Source organism: Mesorhizobium sp. WSM4850 (assembly GCF_055811735.1).
Map to the genome: position 1 here is coordinate 1 of NZ_JBVVPV010000011.1, position 18,490 is coordinate 18,490.

General features: G+C 61.9%; 17 protein-coding genes. 5 read left to right on the top strand and 12 right to left on the bottom strand.

From position 1 onward, the window contains the following. Positions 1-366 precede the first annotated feature (366 nt). The gene (locus AC0L2Z_RS13385; RefSeq protein WP_027156019.1) at positions 367-717 is read left to right on the top strand and encodes a YciI family protein; all 351 of its coding nucleotides are present in this window, start codon (positions 367-369) and stop codon (positions 715-717) included. Positions 718-748: 31 nt separating this feature from the next. Then, on the top strand, positions 749-2,023 hold the full coding sequence (locus tag AC0L2Z_RS13390) for an RNA polymerase sigma factor (RefSeq protein WP_473628245.1): 1,275 nt from the start codon (positions 749-751) through the stop codon (positions 2,021-2,023). Between the two features lie 349 nt (positions 2,024-2,372). Here the strand turns inward: AC0L2Z_RS13390 and AC0L2Z_RS13395 are convergent, their stop codons facing one another. From AC0L2Z_RS13395 to AC0L2Z_RS13425, 7 genes are all read right to left on the bottom strand, one after another. Continuing rightward, positions 2,373-2,801: a YybH family protein gene (locus tag AC0L2Z_RS13395; protein WP_287396257.1), complete on the bottom strand. Its 429-nt coding sequence runs from the start codon at positions 2,799-2,801 to the stop codon at positions 2,373-2,375. Positions 2,802-3,262: 461 nt separating this feature from the next. Beyond that, on the bottom strand, positions 3,263-4,915 hold the full coding sequence (locus tag AC0L2Z_RS13400; RefSeq protein ID WP_023797727.1) for an ABC transporter ATP-binding protein: 1,653 nt from the start codon (positions 4,913-4,915) through the stop codon (positions 3,263-3,265). Beyond that, positions 4,905-5,789: an ABC transporter permease gene (locus tag AC0L2Z_RS13405; protein ID WP_023797726.1), complete on the bottom strand. Its 885-nt coding sequence runs from the start codon at positions 5,787-5,789 to the stop codon at positions 4,905-4,907. Before AC0L2Z_RS13405 ends, AC0L2Z_RS13400 begins: the two co-directional genes overlap by 11 nt. After that, complete coding sequence (locus AC0L2Z_RS13410) at positions 5,786-6,832, bottom strand: ABC transporter permease (RefSeq protein ID WP_023797725.1); 1,047 nt, start codon at positions 6,830-6,832, stop codon at positions 5,786-5,788. The genes AC0L2Z_RS13405 and AC0L2Z_RS13410 overlap by 4 nt, the downstream gene beginning before the upstream one ends. A 72-nt stretch (positions 6,833-6,904) precedes the next feature. After that, on the bottom strand, positions 6,905-8,512 hold the full coding sequence (locus AC0L2Z_RS13415; RefSeq protein ID WP_473628247.1) for an ABC transporter substrate-binding protein: 1,608 nt from the start codon (positions 8,510-8,512) through the stop codon (positions 6,905-6,907). A gap of 112 nt (positions 8,513-8,624) precedes the next feature. Continuing rightward, entirely contained in the window at positions 8,625-8,978 is a 354-nt protein-coding gene (locus AC0L2Z_RS13420) for a Rieske (2Fe-2S) protein (RefSeq protein ID WP_023797723.1), read from the bottom strand. A 12-nt stretch (positions 8,979-8,990) separates the two neighbouring features. Then, on the bottom strand, positions 8,991-10,073 hold the full coding sequence (locus AC0L2Z_RS13425; RefSeq protein ID WP_473522120.1) for an amidohydrolase family protein: 1,083 nt from the start codon (positions 10,071-10,073) through the stop codon (positions 8,991-8,993). A gap of 134 nt (positions 10,074-10,207) precedes the next feature. On the opposite strand from AC0L2Z_RS13425, the gene AC0L2Z_RS13430 reads away from it, so the two are divergent. Further along, entirely contained in the window at positions 10,208-11,065 is an 858-nt protein-coding gene (locus AC0L2Z_RS13430; protein ID WP_128166462.1) for a LysR family transcriptional regulator, read from the top strand. Positions 11,066-11,154: 89 nt separating this feature from the next. Next, positions 11,155-12,237 carry an FAD-binding oxidoreductase gene (locus AC0L2Z_RS13435; protein WP_473628249.1) on the top strand — a complete coding sequence of 361 codons (1,083 nt, stop codon included), beginning with the start codon at positions 11,155-11,157 and terminating at the stop codon, positions 12,235-12,237. Between the two features lie 388 nt (positions 12,238-12,625). Here AC0L2Z_RS13435 and AC0L2Z_RS13440 read toward each other — a convergent pair whose 3' ends face one another. Genes AC0L2Z_RS13440 through AC0L2Z_RS13460 form a run of 5 tightly spaced genes read right to left on the bottom strand, consistent with a single transcriptional unit; the run spans position 12,626 to position 17,374 of the window. Beyond that, entirely contained in the window at positions 12,626-13,216 is a 591-nt protein-coding gene (locus AC0L2Z_RS13440) for a DUF447 domain-containing protein (protein ID WP_473628251.1), read from the bottom strand. A 3-nt stretch (positions 13,217-13,219) separates the two neighbouring features. Next, positions 13,220-14,614: a DUF6513 domain-containing protein gene (locus tag AC0L2Z_RS13445; RefSeq protein ID WP_473628252.1), complete on the bottom strand. Its 1,395-nt coding sequence runs from the start codon at positions 14,612-14,614 to the stop codon at positions 13,220-13,222. Next, complete coding sequence (locus AC0L2Z_RS13450; RefSeq protein ID WP_473628253.1) at positions 14,607-15,158, bottom strand: flavoprotein; 552 nt, start codon at positions 15,156-15,158, stop codon at positions 14,607-14,609. The genes AC0L2Z_RS13445 and AC0L2Z_RS13450 overlap by 8 nt, the downstream gene beginning before the upstream one ends. Positions 15,159-15,161: 3 nt before the next feature. Further along, positions 15,162-17,003 carry a (5-formylfuran-3-yl)methyl phosphate synthase gene (locus tag AC0L2Z_RS13455; RefSeq protein ID WP_473628255.1) on the bottom strand — a complete coding sequence of 614 codons (1,842 nt, stop codon included), beginning with the start codon at positions 17,001-17,003 and terminating at the stop codon, positions 15,162-15,164. Continuing rightward, positions 17,000-17,374, bottom strand: a complete 375-nt coding sequence (locus AC0L2Z_RS13460) for a hypothetical protein (RefSeq protein WP_473628257.1) — start codon at positions 17,372-17,374, stop codon at positions 17,000-17,002. Before AC0L2Z_RS13460 ends, AC0L2Z_RS13455 begins: the two co-directional genes overlap by 4 nt. On the opposite strand from AC0L2Z_RS13460, the gene AC0L2Z_RS13465 reads away from it, so the two are divergent. Further along, the gene (locus tag AC0L2Z_RS13465; RefSeq protein ID WP_473628259.1) at positions 17,361-18,479 is read left to right on the top strand and encodes an ABC transporter substrate-binding protein; all 1,119 of its coding nucleotides are present in this window, start codon (positions 17,361-17,363) and stop codon (positions 18,477-18,479) included. The genes AC0L2Z_RS13460 and AC0L2Z_RS13465 overlap by 14 nt on opposite strands. Positions 18,480-18,490: the final 11 nt, after the last annotated feature.

An 18,490-nucleotide genomic window follows, 5' to 3' on the forward strand; every position in this document is an offset into this window, starting at 1 on the left:
GAGCCGCCTCGACCCAACCGCAACTCGTCGCGGCGAAAAGAACGCCCGGCTTAATCACCGACTTCTTCAACACAATCGGTCAGAACCGGCCGTTAAATTGACGGACGTCCAACGGCGGAAGTCGACCCCTTGGCGGAAGTTAGTACCAGCCTCCTAGGCGCCAAAATAACGCGGCAACGGAACTCACGACGTTGGACGTTAGATGGGTTGGTCAATCGACCCTGTTCACTCGCCCATCGTCTTTAGAGCCCGGGCGTGATTTTATTCAAAGCGCATGTCGATCCGCCGGGGGCTGGTTCGTCGACTTATTTGCGAGACTGTTCAGCGGCCACCACGTCCGCGGCTCGCCTCAGGAGGAGTTCTCAAATGCGCTTCATGTCGTTCGTCACTTCCGCCCACGCCGGACCGCCAACGGCGGAACTCATCGAGGCGATGAACAAGCTCGCCGACCGGGAAATCAAGGCCGGCCGCATGGTCGACATGGGCGGGCTCACGCCGGTCGCGATGGGCGCGCAGGTGCGCATCGCCGATGGGAAGCTCAGCGTCATCGATGGCCCGTTCGTCGAGGCGAAGGAGGTCATCGGCGGCTACGCGATCATGGAGTTCCGGAACAAGGAAGAGGCTGTGGCATCGGCGGTCGAGTTCATGCAGCTCCACAAGGATTTCATGCCGGATTGGGAGGGCACGTGCGAGGTCCGCGCGTTTGCCGGCCCTTGAGGCGACGTTCCTGCAGACGCGGTCGGCGGCCATGACGGTCGCCGACGCCCATCGCACGATCCTCGCCGTGTGGCGGATCGAGCAGCCCCGGCTGATCACCAGTCTGGCGAGGATGCTGCGCGATGTGCCGTTGGCCGAGGATTTGACGCAGGAAGCCCTGCTGGCCGCCATTGAGCGGTGGCCCGCCACAGGCGTTCCGGAAAAACCCGGCGCCTGGCTGATGGCGACCGCCAAGCGCCGGGCCCTGGATCATCTGCGCCGCAGCCGGATGCTCGAGCGCAAGCACGACATTATCGCCTGGGACATGGAGGAGGAGCAGCAGGCAATGCCCGACCTCGACTCGGCCCTGGACGACGACATAGGCGATGAACTGCTTCGGCTCATCTTCACCGCCTGTCACCCGCGACTATCGCGCGAGGCGCGCGCGGCGCTGGCACTGCGGATGATCTGCGGCCTGACAACCGAGGAGGTCGCCAGGGCCTTCCTGTTGCCGGAGGCGACGATCGCCCAGCGCATCGTGCGCGCGAAGCGAACTCTTTCGGAATCGGGGCTGGCCTACGAGACCCCAAGCGGCGAGGAGCTCTCAAAGCGGCTCTCCTCGGTGCTGGAGGTCGTCTACCTCGTCTTCAACGAAGGCTACACCGCGGCGAGCGGCGAGGACTGGCTGCGCCCCCAACTCTGCAATGAAGCGCTTCGCATGGGCCGCGTGCTCACCTCCGTCGTGCCGCACGAGCCCGAAGCCTATGGACTGCTCGCTCTGATGGAGCTGAACGCCTCGCGCACGGCGGCTCGTACTGACGCCGAGGGCGAGCCAATCCTCATGCTGGACCAGAACCGCGCATTCTGGGACCAGCTCCAGATCCGGCGCGGGATGCAGGCGCTCGGGCGAGCGCGCGAATTAGGCGGAGCGGGGGGCATTTACGCCCTACAGGCAGCGATTATCGCCTGCCACGCCCAGGCGAGGACGGCAAGTGATACCGACTGGTCGCGCATCGCCGAACTATATGCGGAGCTGGTGGCTGTCGTGCGCTCGCCAATCATCGACCTCAACCGCGCGGTTGCCGTCGGCATGGCCGAGGGCCCAGAAGTGGCGCTGGTGATCGTGGACCGCCTTTCGCGCGAGCCGGCGCTCAAAGGCTATCACCTGCTGCCGAGCGTTCGCGGCGACCTCCTCCACAAGCTCGGCCGCTACGAGGAGGCGCGCGCCGCGTTCGAAGCAGCCGCGGCGCTGGCGGGCAACAGGCGGGAACATGCCCTGTTGAGGCGGCGCGCCGCCGAGGCGGCCGACGCAGCGATGTCATCATAATCCCTGATCAGACAAGGACATGATCGACCCAGGATCGACTGCTTCCGGGCTTTTGTCATTTTCCTGCAAGATCTGACTTGGATATCGCGGAACGTCCGCTGTCCCACCCGGCCCGAACTTCCAAGGTGAAACGGCAGCTTAGGGTCAGAACCGCTGGTTGCGCTCAATGTGCGATTTTGGGAATGGATATAGGCTCCCGAACGCTTCTGACATTCAGCCTCTAAGCCGCAAGTCCGCCAACGGCCGCAAGGCTGACTGTCAGCAACGCGCCGCCAAATCGACCGTTCACCTACGAACCCTTGCCGCGTGAAAGCCGACATCCCTGTTGAGGACGTTAGGCGTTCCGGAACTACGGCAAGAGATCCGTCACAGCGCGCCCACTTCCGTCCATTGCCATAGGGAAGCTGGCATGTTCGTGGATGATTTTCCAAGAACCGGCGATGCGCCTTAGCACGATGGTTCGCCGGCTCCAGGAGTCGACCTTTGTGCCATCGGTCTTGATGCCAGTCATGCGCGACAGCCCGAAGGCCACTGCAAGATCGCCGTCGATCATGAGCTGCGGGTCAGCCATGTGAACGGTGACGCCGTTGCGCCAAGTTTCAAACCAAGCATTTATCCCTTCGATGTCGCGTGCCTGTTCGCCTCGATAGGCAAGCGGCGGCGGCAGATCGAAAACCACGACATCCGGATCCATGGCATCGAGGTTGGCGCGGGCGTCCCCCTTGGCAGTTGCGTCTTCCTGGCCCCGGATGACAGACAAGACTTCCTTTTCAGACATATCGTTGCTCCTTCATTTTCTGGAACGACGAGGCCGGGGCGATCAATCCGACATCGACACCATTCGTAACAAATATGGCCGGTCCTAGCTGCTGTTGCATCGTGGCATCATCGGGGCTCTAGTGGCCCACCACGAGTGCCAATACGACTAAGAGCCCGACCAGCAAGATGGCTGGTCGAACGACATCAACCGCGTTGGGTTGGGGCATGGCGGGTGGCGTCTTTAGTTCCAGCCGAGTTACCAACGCGGCATGAGACTTTCGATCATTGGCTTCACTGGTGCACCGGCAGCATGCCGCGTGGTTCACGAGTTTGCCGGCGTGGATTGCCTCACTTCGACCCTTGAGATGGCCGTTGCTACTGCCTGAAAGCAGACATTGTTGCGACCATTCTGGACGTCGCGGTTGCGGCATAACCGACGTTCGCGCGAGAACTGGAGCCAAGCGGTCAATACGTTGGGATTCAGTTCGCCGCGCCGACCCGCTTGCGCTCCCGGGTTTCCAGCAGCTTCGTCAGCCAGTCTGGATCCATCTCCGGCACGGAGGAGAGAAGCAGTTCGGTATACGGAGCATGCGGCGGCGTCAGGATTTCGGTCTTGAGCCCCTGCTCGACGACTTTGCCTTGATGCATGACGACAATTTCGTCTGCGATTGCCCGCACCGTCGCGATGTCGTGCGTGATGAAAATGTAGCTGACTCCGAATTCTTGTTGGAGCCGCATAAGAAGCTTCAGGATCTCTTCCTGTACGATCTGGTCGAGGGCCGAGGTCACCTCGTCGCAGATGATGAGCTCCGGATTAGCAGCCAGCGCCCGGGCAATGCAGATGCGCTGCTTCTGACCGCCCGAGAGTTCGCCCGGCAGACGGTCGAGGAAGCTTTCGTCCATCTCGATCATGTGCATGAGTTCGCCAACGCGGCGGTCGCACGCCGCCCCTTTGAGGCCGAGATAGAACTCGAGTGGCCGGGAGATGACCTCCTCGACGGTCTGACGCGGATTGAGCGCGTTGTCAGGCATCTGATAGATCATCTGGATGCGGCGCAGAATGTCTTTGGGCCTCTCTTTCAGTGTTCTTGGCAAACGATGCCCCGCAAATGAGATCGAGCCCGAGACCGGCGGCAGCAGGCCGGTGATGACGCGGGCGAGCGTTGATTTACCGGAACCAGATTCACCGACGACCGCTACCGTCCGTCCGCGCGGCACCTTGATCGATACATCCTGCAGAACCTTGACTTTCCCTGCGTAGGCGGCGGTGATGTTATCGATCGTGAGCAGATGGTCCGCGGCCGGCACTTCGGGTTTGGCTAGCTTTCGCACCGCCCAGAGCGTCCTCGTATAGTCTTCGGCCGGCGCCGCAAGCATCTGGCGTGTTTCGGCCTCCTCCACAGTACGGCCATGGCGCAGAACCATGATCCGGTCCGCCATCTGCGCAACCACCGCCAGATCATGCGTGACGTAGATCGCGGCAGTGTTGAACTCTTCGACAATCTTGCGGATCGAGGCGAGGACCTCCACCTGTGTGGTCACGTCGAGCGCCGTCGTCGGCTCGTCGAAGATGATCAGGTCGGGCCGGCAGGCCATCGCCATCGCGGTCATTGCCCGCTGCAACTGCCCTCCGGAGACCTGGTGAGGATAGCGGAAGCCGATGCTGTCCGGATCCGGCAGGTGAAGACGCCGGTAAAGTTCGATGGCATCCCGATTCGCTGCCTCGCGACTGGCGATCCCGTGCGCCACGACCGTTTCGACGGTCTGATCGAGGAGCCGGTGGGCCGGGTTGAAGGAGGCGGCCGCGCTTTGCGCGACATAGGCGATGCGCGAGCCTCGGAGCCGCCGCCGTGCGGTTTCGCTCATGGCGAGGAGGTCGATCCCGTCGAACAGGATCGATCCTTGCGTTATCCGGCAACCTGGCTTGGCATATCCCATCGCGGCAAGCCCAATGGTGGATTTTCCGGCGCCGGACTCGCCTATGAGGCCGAGAACCTCACCGCGCTTTAGCGAGAGATCCACACCGCGAACGATCGGGTGCCAGCGCTCGTCGGAAAACCCTTCGACGTGAAGGTCGCGAACGCTGAGGAGTTTCGTTCCCTTTTCGCGTGGGCCAGAATCCTTACTTTTCATCGCGCAACCCGCTTGTCGTGTGCAGGAACCAATCGACAACGAAATTCACAGAAACCGTGAGAAGGGCGATCGCGCCTGCCGGCAAGAGCGGAGTGATGTCGCCATAGGTGATGAGGGTGGCGTTTTCCCGCACCATCGAGCCCCAGTCGGCTGTCGGGGGCTGGATGCCGACGCCGAGAAAGGAGAGCGCGGCGATGGTGAGGAAAACGAAACAGAAGCGCAGACCGAATTCCGCGATCAGCGGCGGCAGCACGTTGGGCAGGATCTCCTTGGTCAGAATCCATCTCGGCCCTTCGCCACGCAGTTGCGCGGCTTCGACATATTCCATGACGGCAACATTCAGCCCGACCGCACGCGCCAGCCGAAATACGCGGGTTGAATCGAGCAGGGCGATGATGAGGATCAGGCTGGTGACCGAGGAACCGAAGATGGATAGCAACACCAGCGCGAAGATGAGGCTCGGGATCGACATCAGCACGTCTACCGCGCGTGACAAAATTTGGTCGAGCCAACCCCGGTACATCGCGGCCAGCAAGCCGAGAGTGACGCCGACCGCGAAGGACAGAAGCGTAGTCGCGAGAGCGATGCCGACCGTATTGCGCGCGCCATAGATCAGCCGGGTGAGCACGTCGCGGCCGAGTTGGTCGGTCCCGACGATGAATTCCTGGCTCCAGGGCGCGAAGGCTTCGCTGAAAACCTGCGTTTCCCCGTAGGGCGCTATCCAGGGCGCCGACAGCGCGACGAAGACATAGCCAAGGATGACCACGATGCCGAACCAGGCGCTGAAGGGAGCCTTTCTGAGTGCGGTTTTTACCCGCGAGGCGCGCGTGCGCCTTTGTCTCGGAACCGCCACGGCGTGTTCGATACTGGTCATCGCGGGTGCAAAAGCCTCGGATTGGTGGCGATGGAAATGATGTCGGCGGTCAGGTTGAGCAGGATGTAGGTTGCCGCGAAAATCAAGGCGCAGGCTTGCACGACCGGAACATCCCTCGACTTGACCGCATCGACCATCAATTGGCCGATGCCGGGATAGACGAACACCACCTCGACCACGACCACGCCGACGATGAGATAAGCGAGGTTGAAAGCAATTACCGTGACGATGGGCGCCCAGGCATTAGGCAGGGCGTGTCTGAGAACGATTGCCATTGGCGACATTCCCTTGAGCCGCGCCATGTCGATATAGGGGCTTGCCAGCATGTTGATAATCGCCGCTCGCGTCATACGCATCATATGGGCAACAATCACCAGCGTCAGGGTGATGGACGGCAGCGCTGCGCGCCAGACGTGCTCCCAGAACGGCGTTTGGTCACTGATATTCGCCAGTGTCGGAAATTTGGGAACCAGGTTCAGGACCCAGTTGATCGAAGACGCGAGCCACTCGGGTAGGGATTGTGCAAATTCGGTTCCGATGAACGTGTCGCGCGAGATGATGAGATAGGCCAGCATATAGGCGACGAAGAATTCGGGGAACGAAATCGTCGTCAGCGTCACCGTGTTCACCACACGGTCGAACCAGCTGTTGCGATAGAGAGCGGCGAGAATGCCGAGTCCCAGCGCGAGAGGGACCGCTATAAGGGCGGTCATCACGGCGAGGAACATCGTGTTGTAGAGCCGGGGCGCAATGATCTCGGCGACCGTGCGCCGGTAGCCGGTGCGGCTTGCGAAGGAAGAGCCGAAATCCCCCTGCACGATCTGTCCGACCCAGGCGAAATAGCGCTCGACCGGCGGACGATCGATGCCGATCTCGCGCTGGAAGGCAGCGACCGTCTCGGGCGTCGCAGATTGCCCAAGCATCGCCTTGGCGAAATCGCCCGGAAGCATGGCAATCGCCGAAAATATGATGATCGAGACGATGAAGAGCGTGATCAGGCCAAGGCCCAGGCGCTGCAGAACCGTTCTAACGACCGGGTTCATGGGCGGTACCTTCGAGCCTTTCCCCTGAAAACAGGGAACCGCCCGCGCCGCGGGCAGTTCGCCTGGCGAGCGTCACGCGGTGGCTATCCACCAGCGCTCGGCCATCTTCAGTCCGTCATTCTCCCAGTTCGGCGCCACCTCGTCATGCGCCAGTTTCTTGGACTTGGCGCTGACAAAATTGTTGAATACCAGGACGATGGCGCCGCCGTCGTCATGCGTCAACTGCTGCATTTCTGCATACATCGCGGAGCGCTTGGCCTCGTCGGTCTCCGCGCGTGCCTGGATCAGCAGTTCGTTAAAGCGAGGATTTTTCCAGAACGTGTCGTTCCAGCTGGAATCGGCCGAGTAGGCCTGCGTGAACATCCAGTCGGCCGTTGCACGACCGCTCCAATAGGAGGCGCACCACGGTTTCTTGAGCCAGACATTGTCCCAATAGGCGTCCTCGGCCTCGCGCACCACATTGACATCGATGCCGCATTGGGCCGCCGTCTCGCGGATGAGGGCGGCTGCGTCCACGGCGCCGGCGAAAGCGGCGTCGGCGACGGAAAGGTCGACCTTGAGATTTTCGATTCCCGCTTTTTTCAGATGGAAGCGCGCCTTTTCCGGATCGAACTTGTGCTGCGGCTCCGGATTGATGGCGAACCTGATCGCCGGTGCGATCGGGTTGTCATTTCCGACGGTTGCATGGCCAAGGAAGATCTTCTGCGCGATTTCCTCGCGATCGATGGCCCATTTCAACGCCATGCGCACATCGGGGTTGTCGAATGGCGCCACCGTCACGTTCATCGGCAGCGTGTAATGGCCGTATCCGGTGACCTCGAGGATTTCGATATTCGGCTTGCGCTTCAGCATACCGAGCGTTTTCAGGTCGGCGCGGCCGATATAATCCACCTCGCCGGTTGACAGCGCCGCCATACGCGCTGCGAGGTCTGTGATGGCGATAAACTCCACCTCGTCAAAATAGGGTTTGCCGTTCTTGAAGTAGTTGGGATTGCGCTTGAGCTTGGCCGAGACGCCGGGCTGAAAGTTCTCAAGCATAAAGGCACCGGTCCGGACGCCCGATTCCCAGTCCGCCTTTCCGTCCTTGGCAGGCATGACGACAAGGTGATAGTCGCTCATGATGTAGGGAAAGTCTGCATTGCCGCTGTTTAGTTTAAAAACGATCGTTTCCGGACCGTCCGCCTTGATATTGGTCACCGATTCCAGCAGCGACTTCGCCGCCGATTTGGTGTCGACTCCCATGTGGTATTGCATCGAGGCGACCACGTCGTCCGCTGTTACGGTCTTGCCGTTGTGGAAGGTCGCACCTTTGCGCAGCTTGAAGACCCATGTCGTCGCGTCGTCCGAGGTCTCGAAGCTCTCGGCAAGGTCCGGTTGGATGCTGCCTTTCGCGTCGACCTCGGTCAGGCTGTTGGACATGGCACCCGAAAAGGCGGTTTGCGTGAAGGTGTCGAGATAGCCGGCCGGATCGATCGAATCCGTCGTCGCGCCATGTGCCATGCCGAGCTTGGCGAAGCCGCCTCGCTGCGGTTCGGCCCGCGCCACGGTCACGAAGAGCTTGTCGCCGGCGGCGACCGTCAGGCCGGCCGCCAGCCCGAGCTGGATGAAATCACGGCGCGAAACCTTGCCGCGGCCGATCAGGTTTTGCGCCAGGCGGAGTTTATATTCAGATTCTGACACTGCTTCCTCCCATTGCGGATTTCCCGCATTCTTGTTGTTGGCATTATCGAGCAGATCTGGCGGATTCAGCCGATTTGCCTCCTTTCGATTTTCAGCGTTTTCGACACAAATCTTACGCCGTTACATAGATTTCACCAGCTTCCACCGTGACCGGGAATGTTCGGGCACGTACGCCCGGATCGACCAGGGCCGCACCGGTTTTTATGTCGAATTCCCAACCGTGCCAGGCGCAGCGCACGATCTCGTTCTCGCGGTGATAGATGAACTGCGCTTGGTCGACCGGCGCCGTGGTTCCGCATTGCGGTCCCTCGCAAAGCGGAGCGCCTCGGTGCGGACAAACGTTCAGCAACGCATGGAATGAATCTCCGATGCGGAAAACCCCGACTGAAAGGCTGCGGATTTTGGCGATGTAGGGAGTTCCGGTCTCGATTTCGTCGACCCGGCAGATGTATGTTTTCTCAGCCATTGTCTGCTCCCGTCAGGCGGCATTAGCCGCTTGCGTGCGGGGAATGCGTTTATAGACCTCGAGCGCATTCAACCCCAGGATCTTGCTCCTCCAGGCAGGCGGGATGTGCAGCGTGTTGGCATCGTCATAATCCCAATGCGGGTAGTCGGAGGCAAACATCAGCGTGTTCTCGCCGTCCATCGCTTCGAGAGTGGACCAGAGATGCTGTATGTTCGCGGGCTGCTCCAGCGGCTGCGTGGAAAAGCGGATATTGCGCCGGCAATACTCCGAGGGCAGCATCTTCAGCCACGGCGTTTCCTTGCGCAGCGCTTTGTAATCTGCGTCCAGACGCCATAATACCGATGGAACCCAGGCCACACCGCACTCGATGATCACGAAATACAGGTCCGGCCATTTTTCGAAAACGCCATGCGCGATCATGCTAGCCACATGCGACAAGGCCGACATGTGAAGAATAGCGTGCGTCTCCCAGAAAAAGGTCGTGGGAGCCGGTGCCACCGCGTTCCAGTTGATGCCGCCATGGCCGCCCAGGTGGATCGCGAATGGCAGCCCGACTTCGGCGCAAGCCTCGAAAATGGGATGGTAGAACGGATCACCGTAGGGTTTGACCGAGCCTTGGGAGGCCAGAACCTGCACCATACGCGGATGGTTGCCGAGGCGGCGGATCTCGGCTGCTGCGAGCTTCGGATCCTGCGGCGCGATGATGATGGAGCCCATAAAACGACTGTCTTTGGGAAGCCATTCGGCGATTTGGTAGTCGTTATAGGCGCTGACCAGTGCACTTGCGTAATAGGGATTGGCTAGCGTGGAGGCTTCGATCGGCTCGTCGCCGGTGAGGATAGCGGCTCCGACATTGTATTTGTCGAGGTGCTTTTCTTTCATGACGAGATAGTTGTCGGCCTCCGTCTCGGGCCTGACGTCCTTCCGGGAGAAATCCTGCGGGTGAAACCACGGACGGTGACCGTGGGGGAAGGCGCCTCTCGGACCAGTTTTTTCGCCTTCTGTGAACATGTCTTTCCAGACGCCGGAAAGATATGGCTCGAGCACCGTAGCGCTCGACCAGTAATTGTGACAATCGCAATCGACTATGAACACCCTAACCAACTCCCCTGGCGCGGCAGGCCGGCTAACCCAGCCGGCTTCTTCAACCGCAGCTTCCGCCTTGGGAATTATTTGATCAAGCTTGTGATCTGAGGTAATACGATCGGATTTTACGATCGCGAGGCCACATGCAGCTGGATCACATTGAGACCTTTCTCGACATTATGGAGTCGCGAAATTTCAACCGTACGGCCGATCGTCTTGGGGTTACGCAGTCGACGGTCAGTACCCGCATCAGGAACCTAGAGCAGGCCATCGGTTCGGAGCTCTTCCTGAGGGGACGCGCCGGCGCCGAACCGACCGCGGCGGGGCGACGTTTCGAAGCCTATGCGCGCGCGATGCTGTCGACATGGTCTCAGGCCCGCCATGACGTTCGGGCATTCAACCGGTTCGAGGGCACCTTGCGCGTCGCTGCGCAGGTCGGGATGACGCGATCGATATTGCCGGGTTGGGTGGAAACTCTGTTCCAGGTGCTGCCGAAATCGTCAATTCACGTAGAGTCCGACTACTCGCCGCAGATGATTTCCGACTTGAGCTTGGGAAACCTCGATATTGCTGTGGTCTACGCGCCCCGATACCTCCCTGAAATCTCCTACGATCCTCTCATGGTTGAAGAATATGTGATGGTGTCTACGACGGCCAGGATCCTGTCGGAGGTCAACGCGGATACGTATATCCGGCCGGGCTACACGGTCGCGCTTGAAAAAGCCCACGCCGAGGCGCTGCCGCAATTGGCGATAGGCCGTCTTTCGATGGGCTCGGAAACGCTCGCCGAAGCGATGCTGCGGCGCATGGGTGGCACTTGCTATATGCGCAGTGACGATGCTCGGCGGTATACCGCCGAGCGGCCGTCTTTTGTGGTCGAGGGCGCGCCCGCGCTTCAACAGCCGGTTCACACCGCTATTTTGGCGCGCCGCAAACACGAGCCGATCATCCGTAGAGGGATTCGCGCGCTCCATCTGGCCGTTATGTCCATGGAAAGCTAGATCGAAATATCCGATTGTAAAGCCGACATCTGCCGCTTTTTTGAAAGTATCCCGGCTGCCATTCTGGTCGGGTCAAGCAGAGTCCAATCATGAACGCGCACGCTCCCTTTTCGGCCACCGATTTCGCTCCAGCGCTGCGTCAACGGCAATGGGCGGAGAGCTCAAGACAGTTCGTGCGCTGCCGGCGCGTCATCGATGAGACACACGACGTTAAGACATTCGTCTTTTCAGCTGCTTCTGGCCACATGTTCAGCTTTAGTGCAGGCCAGTATTTAGTGCTGAACCTGACAATCGACGGCACCCGGGTAACGAGACCGTACTCGGTGTCGTCGCCGCCGACTCGACCGCTCGACCTGCAGATCACGGTGAAGCGGGTGAAGGGCGGGCTTGTTTCCAACTGGCTTCACGACAATCTCCGGCCGGGCCACAACATTGAAATCGAAGGGCCGGTCGGACGTTTCAACTTCGACGATCTACCATCCGAGAAGCCGCTTTTCCTTTCGGGCGGCAGCGGCATCACTCCCGTTATGTCGATGCTGCGGGCGCTAACCGACCGGGCATCTGGCCATGACATCCGTTTCATTCACTGCGCTCGGACGGCGGACGACATCGCCTTCCGCTCCGAGTTGGAGGCGCTCGCCGCGCGATTCTCCAATGTCGATGTAAGCTTCATCTGCAGCCAGGAAGGTTCGGCGTGGCAGGGCCCTAAGGGTCGGATCGACGGCCCCATGCTCTTGCGGCTGGCTCCGGACCTTCACCAGCGCACGTCTTACGTTTGCGGCCCCGAGCCGTTTATGCAGACGGTTCGGGCCTGTGTCGCGGAGATCGGCATCGCACCCTCCCAGTATCACGAGGAAAGTTTCGGCGGCGCCGTGGGCAATTCCATGGCTCCTCAATCGGCTGCCGCTGGCCCGACTTGTGTCCGTTTCGCCCGGTCTGGCGTGGAGCACCTGTGTGCGCCTGGAGAGACTCTGCTCGATGCGGCGCGCAATAGCGGCCTCTACATCCCTACCGCATGCCAGCAGGGCATTTGCGGAACCTGTCGGACGGTCAAGCTCTCAGGTGACGTCGTGATCGACGACCTTGGAGGACTCAGCCTTGAAGAGAAGGCGGCTGGTTATGTGCTGGCTTGCTGCAGCCGGCCGCTAGGCACCGTTTGCCTCGATCTCTGACCTCATTGCGAATTGATGGCCAAGCCCGGCGCTGGGGGCATGCCAGTGGCTCACATGATTGGATAAACGGCGCGCGCACTCATGAGTCGGTTCCGGGAACCTGCGCTTGGCCGCTGGATCCTTTGAATGTCGGCTTTCGGGCGGCATCGTGCGGCGGGAATGGTCGGATTGGGGTCAGATCACGTCGGTACCCGCGGGGGGCTGAAGGGCCGCTTCTTATAATCCGAGCCTCAAAGCTGCCAGTCAGCATTCGTGCCCATTCCGGTCATCGTGCATACCGGGCTCAATGACCGCAAAGGGTCGAACACCGCCGTTTGAGATCACCGCCACCGTGTACTATGCTAAACCACGTCGGCCCGGACGCTTACCCAGGTTCAGCATATCCGGTTCAGCCCCGCGCATCCTCGCCGCTGGCATCCTCGGCCGCAAGGTGATCGCCGACCCGCTGCATCAGCCAGTCCCAGGCTTCTTTTTCGCCCTCGCCCGCAGTCTTTTCGATAGCGATCGAAAGGTAGGCGATTTCCGCCTCGATCTTGTCGCGCGGCAGCATGCCGAGCCGGCTGACCAGGATGGCCAGTTCCAGCACCGCCGCCTTGGCGCGGTTGAAGCCGGTGAACGGCGCATGCGTTTCCTCCTGCACCACGCGGCAGAAATGGCGAGGCCGCATGGCGTCGTCATCCACGCTTTCGACTTCGAGGACCGAATGCGCGAGCGCCGCTGCGAGCCGCGGTACCGGGAACCCGTCGACGGCAACGGTCGGCCAATACTTGCGGCCGGTCAGGCAGCCGGCAAAGAGGCGCACGTCATCGGTGTAATTGGCAATGGCGAACGGCACTTCGGCGAGATTGTCGAGCGTGATCGACGGCCGGAACGGCGCGATGACCCAGCCGTCCTTCTCGGCGATGATGCCGATCGGCGCGATGTGGACGTCGCCGGCTTCGTTGACCGTGGTGATGATCGATTCGCGAATGAACGGCATGGTTTAGCGCTCTTTCTTCGCGCGAAGCGTGGGGCCCGCTTCGGCAAGACGGCTGCGGTCGGTTTCGGGAGCCGGCGCGGCAACGCCCCATGCGAGCGGCTCGTCCTGCACATAGCGCTTGCCGAGGCGCCACGCGATCTCGGCCTTCATCAGTTCGGCGCCGAGATAGAACGCGTGTGCTCCATCCGCCTCAACGCCAAGCCCGGCAAAGAGTTCGAACGCATCGGTGGCAACCGCGTGCCCCTTGCCGTTGAAAACATGGATGCCGTCCTCGGCGGTCATGATGCGGAAGTTGGTGTCGCGCACCTCCGCCGCCAGTGCGGCGATATCCTCGGTCGAGGCGGTGAACGGCTTGCGGTCGTGAACCTGCAGCAGTCCTGGATGGTAACTTCGCGGCAGCGCACCGTCACTCTTGGCGGCAAACAGGATGCGGCGGGCAATGTCGTGCTCCTCGATGGTTCGCAGCGTGTGCGGGCTGACGTGCACGGCAAGCACGTTTCGGATCTGAAGTTCCGAGCAGAGCCCGGCCAGAACCGCAGTAACGCCGGAACTGTCGGCGTCGGTCAATTCGGTGAGATTGCCGGTGCCCATCAGCAGCTCGACCTCAGGCCAGCGGCGGCGCGCCTCGATGAAACGCCCGAGTGAGGCGGCAAAGCCGAAATGGATCGGGTCGAGCACCGGATCGGCGATGAAGGCGACGCCGGCCTGTTGCGCCGCTTCGATGGCCCGGCCGAGCGAATCCAGGTCGCCGGGCGTGGCCGGGATCAAAACTGGCACGGCCCCGCAATCGAAGGCCAGCGGCAGCGTGTTCTCATCGAGGCTGAGAAGATAGTCCGCACCGGCGCGCGCGCCGATCGACAGTTCGTCGGTGCTGGCCGAATCGACGCTGACCAGAAATCCCTGTGCCTTCAGTTCGCGCACCGCCTCGTCCAGCAACGGAAACGGTGTTTCCGGCAGGCAGCCGAGATCGATGACGTCGGCGCCGGCCGCGGCCAGCGTCCGTGCTCTCGCCACCAGCGCCTCGACCGACAGCATCGGCGCATCGACGATTTCGGCGAAGATGCGCATGTCGTGACGCGAAAGGTCAGGCGGCTCGCCCGCGCGGCCGAGAAAGGCCGGCAGATCGGCGATCTCGTCGGGCCCGCGGACGAAGGGCACGCCGAAATGGTTCGACAGATGCTCGATGTCGCCGCGATAGCGGCCGGGCAGGATGACGCGGTCGGTGCCGCCTGCGAGGCTGAGTCGCCGCTTGATGATCTCTTCGCTCATCAGCGCCGCGACCTTGACGCCTATGTCGATGGTCTCCCAGGCAAATTCGGTTTCGCCCAGTCCGGCCAGCAGCCTTTCCAGCCGGACCTTGGCCAGATGGCCGGTAAGAAAGACCAGCCGCTCAGCCATGGCTTGCGAGTTCGGCGTGGCGCCGCCTGACCGAGGCTTCGAGATCGGCAAGCGACTCGACCACCTGGGTTCGCTCAAAACTCTTCAGCTGGTTGGTATTCTCCAGGTCGATCCTGCGCGGATAGACCTTGACCAGCCCATGCGGCGCCATGGTTTCGAGTTCCGGCGCGGTGTCGCAGGCAAAGACGATGGCCGGCACCCGGCATTTTCCGGCCTGGGCAAAGACGTTGGTGGCGAGCGTGTCGGAAATGCCGTGCACGCATTTGGCGACCGTGTTGGAACTGGCCGGCGCCACCACCACCGTGTGATAGACGCCGTGATAGAATTCGCCGACCGGGATCGCGCTCGCCGTCTTGTCGTGCAGCACGCGCGTCGTCTCCGGGAAATCGAGCTTGAGCTTGTACATGTGCAGCACTTCGTTGGCGGCTTTCGACACGAAGACATCGCAATGCTCGATCTGGTGGATGAGTGCAAAACTCTCCGTAAAAAAATGACCGGAACCGGTCAAAACCCATGCCCAGCGCGGCGTATGCAGCGTCGCCATCGCCTACCCTGCTTTTCTTGCCGACCGGATCGAAGCCGCGATCGCAATGCCGGGCAGATTGCCCGCCGCGAGCAGCGCCCCGGCCTCGGCGGCATCTTTCGGGCCAGCGAGGTGGACATCGACACCGTCGGGCAGCATGGCGGCGAAGCCGGCGTCGACGATGCCTCTGACCGCCAGGCTGTCGATCGTGTCGCTGCCGGAGAAGGCGCCGGTCTGCTTGATCAAGAGCAGCGCGTTCGCGCCGAGCTTGCCGGCAAGCCAGGCGGCAAGGGAATCGGAGGTAACATCCCAGGACGCCGGAATGTCCGGCGCCGGCAGCGCCAATGACGACGGCAGCCACACCGGGATCTTCCCCGCGTCCAGCGCCCGCCGCATTTCTTCCAGCGACCGTGCCGGCGCCAGCCTTTCGTCACGGTCGAGGATGACCTGGGCGAACTGCTCCATGGCGAGGATCGCCATGGCGTGGGCGGCGGTGTCGGAAAAATCCATGTAAATCTGCGTCTCGCGCACCTGGTCGGCGAACAGGCCGCCGCCGGGCACGATGACGATCGGCAGCTTGGAACCCGCCAGCGCCGCGATCCAGCTTTCCAGTTCCGCCGCATGGACCGTGCTGCCGCCAAGCTTGACGAGGGACGGCTTGACCACGGCTCGCCTGATCGCCTCAGGCCTTTCCTGTCGCGGCCGGGAAACAGCGCCTGGGTCTTTTCGGCCGGCAGGGCCGGAGGCAACGCCGCGGCCTGCCGATTGGCGCTTGCGTTCGATCTCGACGCCGACGCCGCCTGGGCCGAGCTCGAGTTTTTCCACCCTTACCGTGACCCGCACGACACGCGGGTTCTCCAGGATGTAGGTCGCCACCTGCTCGGCCAGGGCCTCGCTAAGCTGGACGTGGCCCCGCGCAACAATGGTGCGAATGCCGTCCATGATGATGTCGTAGGAGAACACATGGCGCATGTCTTCGGGATGGTCGGTGACCTGCAGCACGTCGGCGGTCACGTCGAAACGCACTTTTTGGGTATGGCCGTGCTCAAAACTGTAGGCGCCGATCTGGACCGGCAGGACAAAGTCCCGCACGAAGATCTTGTCGGTGCCCAGTGTCGGGTCGGTGCCCGGCGAATAGCCCCTCGCCGCCAGCAGGCGGTAGTCGATGCTCGACGCGCCGCCGGCCCGGGATGCTTCCGGGATCAACTCGCGGATCTGCGCAACCGCCTCGGCGCTGATCGAACCCACGCGGCCGGAATCGCCGCACAGCGCCCCGCGAAAGCCGAGAAAATCGGGAGCGAAGGGCAGCAGGCGTGGAATATCAGGGGCTTCCAGCGATCCGCTCAGCCCAACCATGAGGCCGAGCGATTTCGCTCGATCGATGAATCCCGGGATACGCTCGGGCGGCAGATGGTCGAGCAGCCGCCCGTTGGCCTTGTTGGCAGTGTCGACCATGGCGCCATGGAAGCGATGTTTGGCAAGCATCGGCAGAAGCTCGAAATCCGGCGCCAGGTCGGCGAAAAGCACGGCGATCAGTTTCGTTCGCGGGGCGAGCGGCGCGAGCGCCGCCGCACAAGCCGCAACATTTGCCGACGGAAACAAACCTATCTTGACGTAATCGGCGCCGGCGGCAGTGATCTCTTCGGCCCTGGCGCGGATCGTCTCCGGTTCCATCGGCAGGTCGCCGCAGACCGCGCTGACCGGCGCCCGGCCGGCGATCAGCGAAATCGTCCGGCGGATGGTCTGCGTGGACACCGCGCCCAGCGCTCCCGCCTTCGGATCCTTCAGGTCGATGATGTCGGCACCGCCTGAAAGCGCGATCTCCGCCTCGTCGACGCCGGTGATGCTGGCCAGCATTCTGGTCATTGACGGACTTTCTCCGGCATGAGGAAAAGGACGCTTTTGGGCCCGAATACCAGAATCCGCTCGGCCGCCGTTCGGGCGAGCAGGCATGGCACTAAAGCAGACGTGAGCAGTCCACTTTCAGGGTTTGATAAAATTTGCGGGTCAGCTAAGCTCATCACGGGCACCTTGACTTCGCGCCGCTCCGACAACAATCGGACTTTAGCGCAAGAACGGGTAATTTTATCGATGACGAGCGCGGTGCCGGGCACTCTGGCGGCCTTTTTGTGCTTTTTTTCCCTGACCGTCAACGTTGCGGGCGCGCTCGCCCAGGAAGCGACGGGCAAGCAGCCGGCCGCAACGGCCAAGCCGGAAAAAAAGGTGACCGAGATCAAGATAGGCTATTTGCGCGCCTATGCGCCGCAGCTGGCCTTGTCGGTGCTCGACGTCCCGCCGCGCGATGAAGGCGTTGCCGGCGGCAATGTGGCGATTGCCGACAACAACACGACCGGCAGCTTCCTCGGCCAGAAATTCAGCCTCGACGTGACCGAGGTGAAGCCGGATGCCGATGTCGTCCCGGCCTTCCAGGAAATGATCGCCAAAGGCAACCGCTATGTGGTCGCAGACCTCTCGGCCAGGCAGTTGCTGTCGATCGCCGATCTTGCTCGCGACAACGGCGTTTTGATCTTCAACGCTGGCGCCACCGACGACAGTCTTCGCGAGGAGGAATGCCGCGCCAGCATCTTCCACACCATCCCGACGCGCAGCATGCTGGCCGACGCGCTGGCGCAGTATCTCATCTGGAAGCAATGGCGGCGCTGGGTACTGATCTACGGCTCGCACGAGCGCGACCAGCTTTTTGCCGAGGCGCTGCGCCGGGCGGCGACGCGCTTCGGCGGCGAGATCGTCGGCGAAAAACTGTTCGAGGATACCGGCACGGCGCGGCGGACCGATTCCGGCGTCGTCCAGATCCAGCGGCAGATGCCTGTCTTCACCCAGGACCTGCCGGAGCACGATGTGCTGCTGGTCGCCGACGAAAGCGAGGTGTTCGGCACCTACGTTCCGTTCCGCACCTGGGTTCCGCGGCCGGTCGCCGGCACCGCCGGCCTCACCCCCTTGGCCTGGCATCCGGCCAGCGAGCAATGGGGCGGCACCCAGATCCAGAACCGCTTCGCCAAGGCAAACGGCCGCCGCATGGTGTCGAAGGACATGGCGGCGTGGACCGCGGTGCGCATCCTCGGCGAGGCGGCGACCCGCACGCAGGGCGCCGACCCGCGCAAGATGGCCGATTTCATCCGCTCCGACGATTTTTCGATCGCCGCCTTCAAAGGGCAGAAACTGACCTTCCGCAAATGGAACCAGCAGTTGCGGCAGCCGATCTTCCTCGGCGACACCAGGTCGGTCGTCTCGACATCGCCGCAGGAGGGATTTTTGCACCAGCTGTCGGAGCTCGATACGCTCGGGGTCGATGAGCCGGAAACAAAATGCGTGCTTAAGTAGAAAAGTTCGGG

Excerpts from the sequence above, each read along its gene's own strand:
- AC0L2Z_RS13385 (WP_027156019.1), top strand. The coding sequence starts at position 367 with ATGCGCTTCATGTCGTTCGTCACTTCCGCCCACGCCGGACCGCCAACG.
- AC0L2Z_RS13390 (WP_473628245.1), top strand. The coding sequence starts at position 749 with ATGACGGTCGCCGACGCCCATCGCACGATCCTCGCCGTGTGGCGGATC.
- AC0L2Z_RS13395 (WP_287396257.1), bottom strand. The coding sequence starts at position 2,801 with ATGTCTGAAAAGGAAGTCTTGTCTGTCATCCGGGGCCAGGAAGACGCA.
- AC0L2Z_RS13400 (WP_023797727.1), bottom strand. The coding sequence starts at position 4,915 with ATGAAAAGTAAGGATTCTGGCCCACGCGAAAAGGGAACGAAACTCCTC.
- AC0L2Z_RS13405 (WP_023797726.1), bottom strand. The coding sequence starts at position 5,789 with ATGACCAGTATCGAACACGCCGTGGCGGTTCCGAGACAAAGGCGCACG.
- AC0L2Z_RS13410 (WP_023797725.1), bottom strand. The coding sequence starts at position 6,832 with ATGAACCCGGTCGTTAGAACGGTTCTGCAGCGCCTGGGCCTTGGCCTG.
- AC0L2Z_RS13420 (WP_023797723.1), bottom strand. The coding sequence starts at position 8,978 with ATGGCTGAGAAAACATACATCTGCCGGGTCGACGAAATCGAGACCGGA.
- AC0L2Z_RS13430 (WP_128166462.1), top strand. The coding sequence starts at position 10,208 with ATGCAGCTGGATCACATTGAGACCTTTCTCGACATTATGGAGTCGCGA.
- AC0L2Z_RS13435 (WP_473628249.1), top strand. The coding sequence starts at position 11,155 with ATGAACGCGCACGCTCCCTTTTCGGCCACCGATTTCGCTCCAGCGCTG.
- AC0L2Z_RS13440 (WP_473628251.1), bottom strand. The coding sequence starts at position 13,216 with ATGCCGTTCATTCGCGAATCGATCATCACCACGGTCAACGAAGCCGGC.
- AC0L2Z_RS13445 (WP_473628252.1), bottom strand. The coding sequence starts at position 14,614 with ATGGCTGAGCGGCTGGTCTTTCTTACCGGCCATCTGGCCAAGGTCCGG.
- AC0L2Z_RS13450 (WP_473628253.1), bottom strand. The coding sequence starts at position 15,158 with ATGGCGACGCTGCATACGCCGCGCTGGGCATGGGTTTTGACCGGTTCC.
- AC0L2Z_RS13455 (WP_473628255.1), bottom strand. The coding sequence starts at position 17,003 with ATGACCAGAATGCTGGCCAGCATCACCGGCGTCGACGAGGCGGAGATC.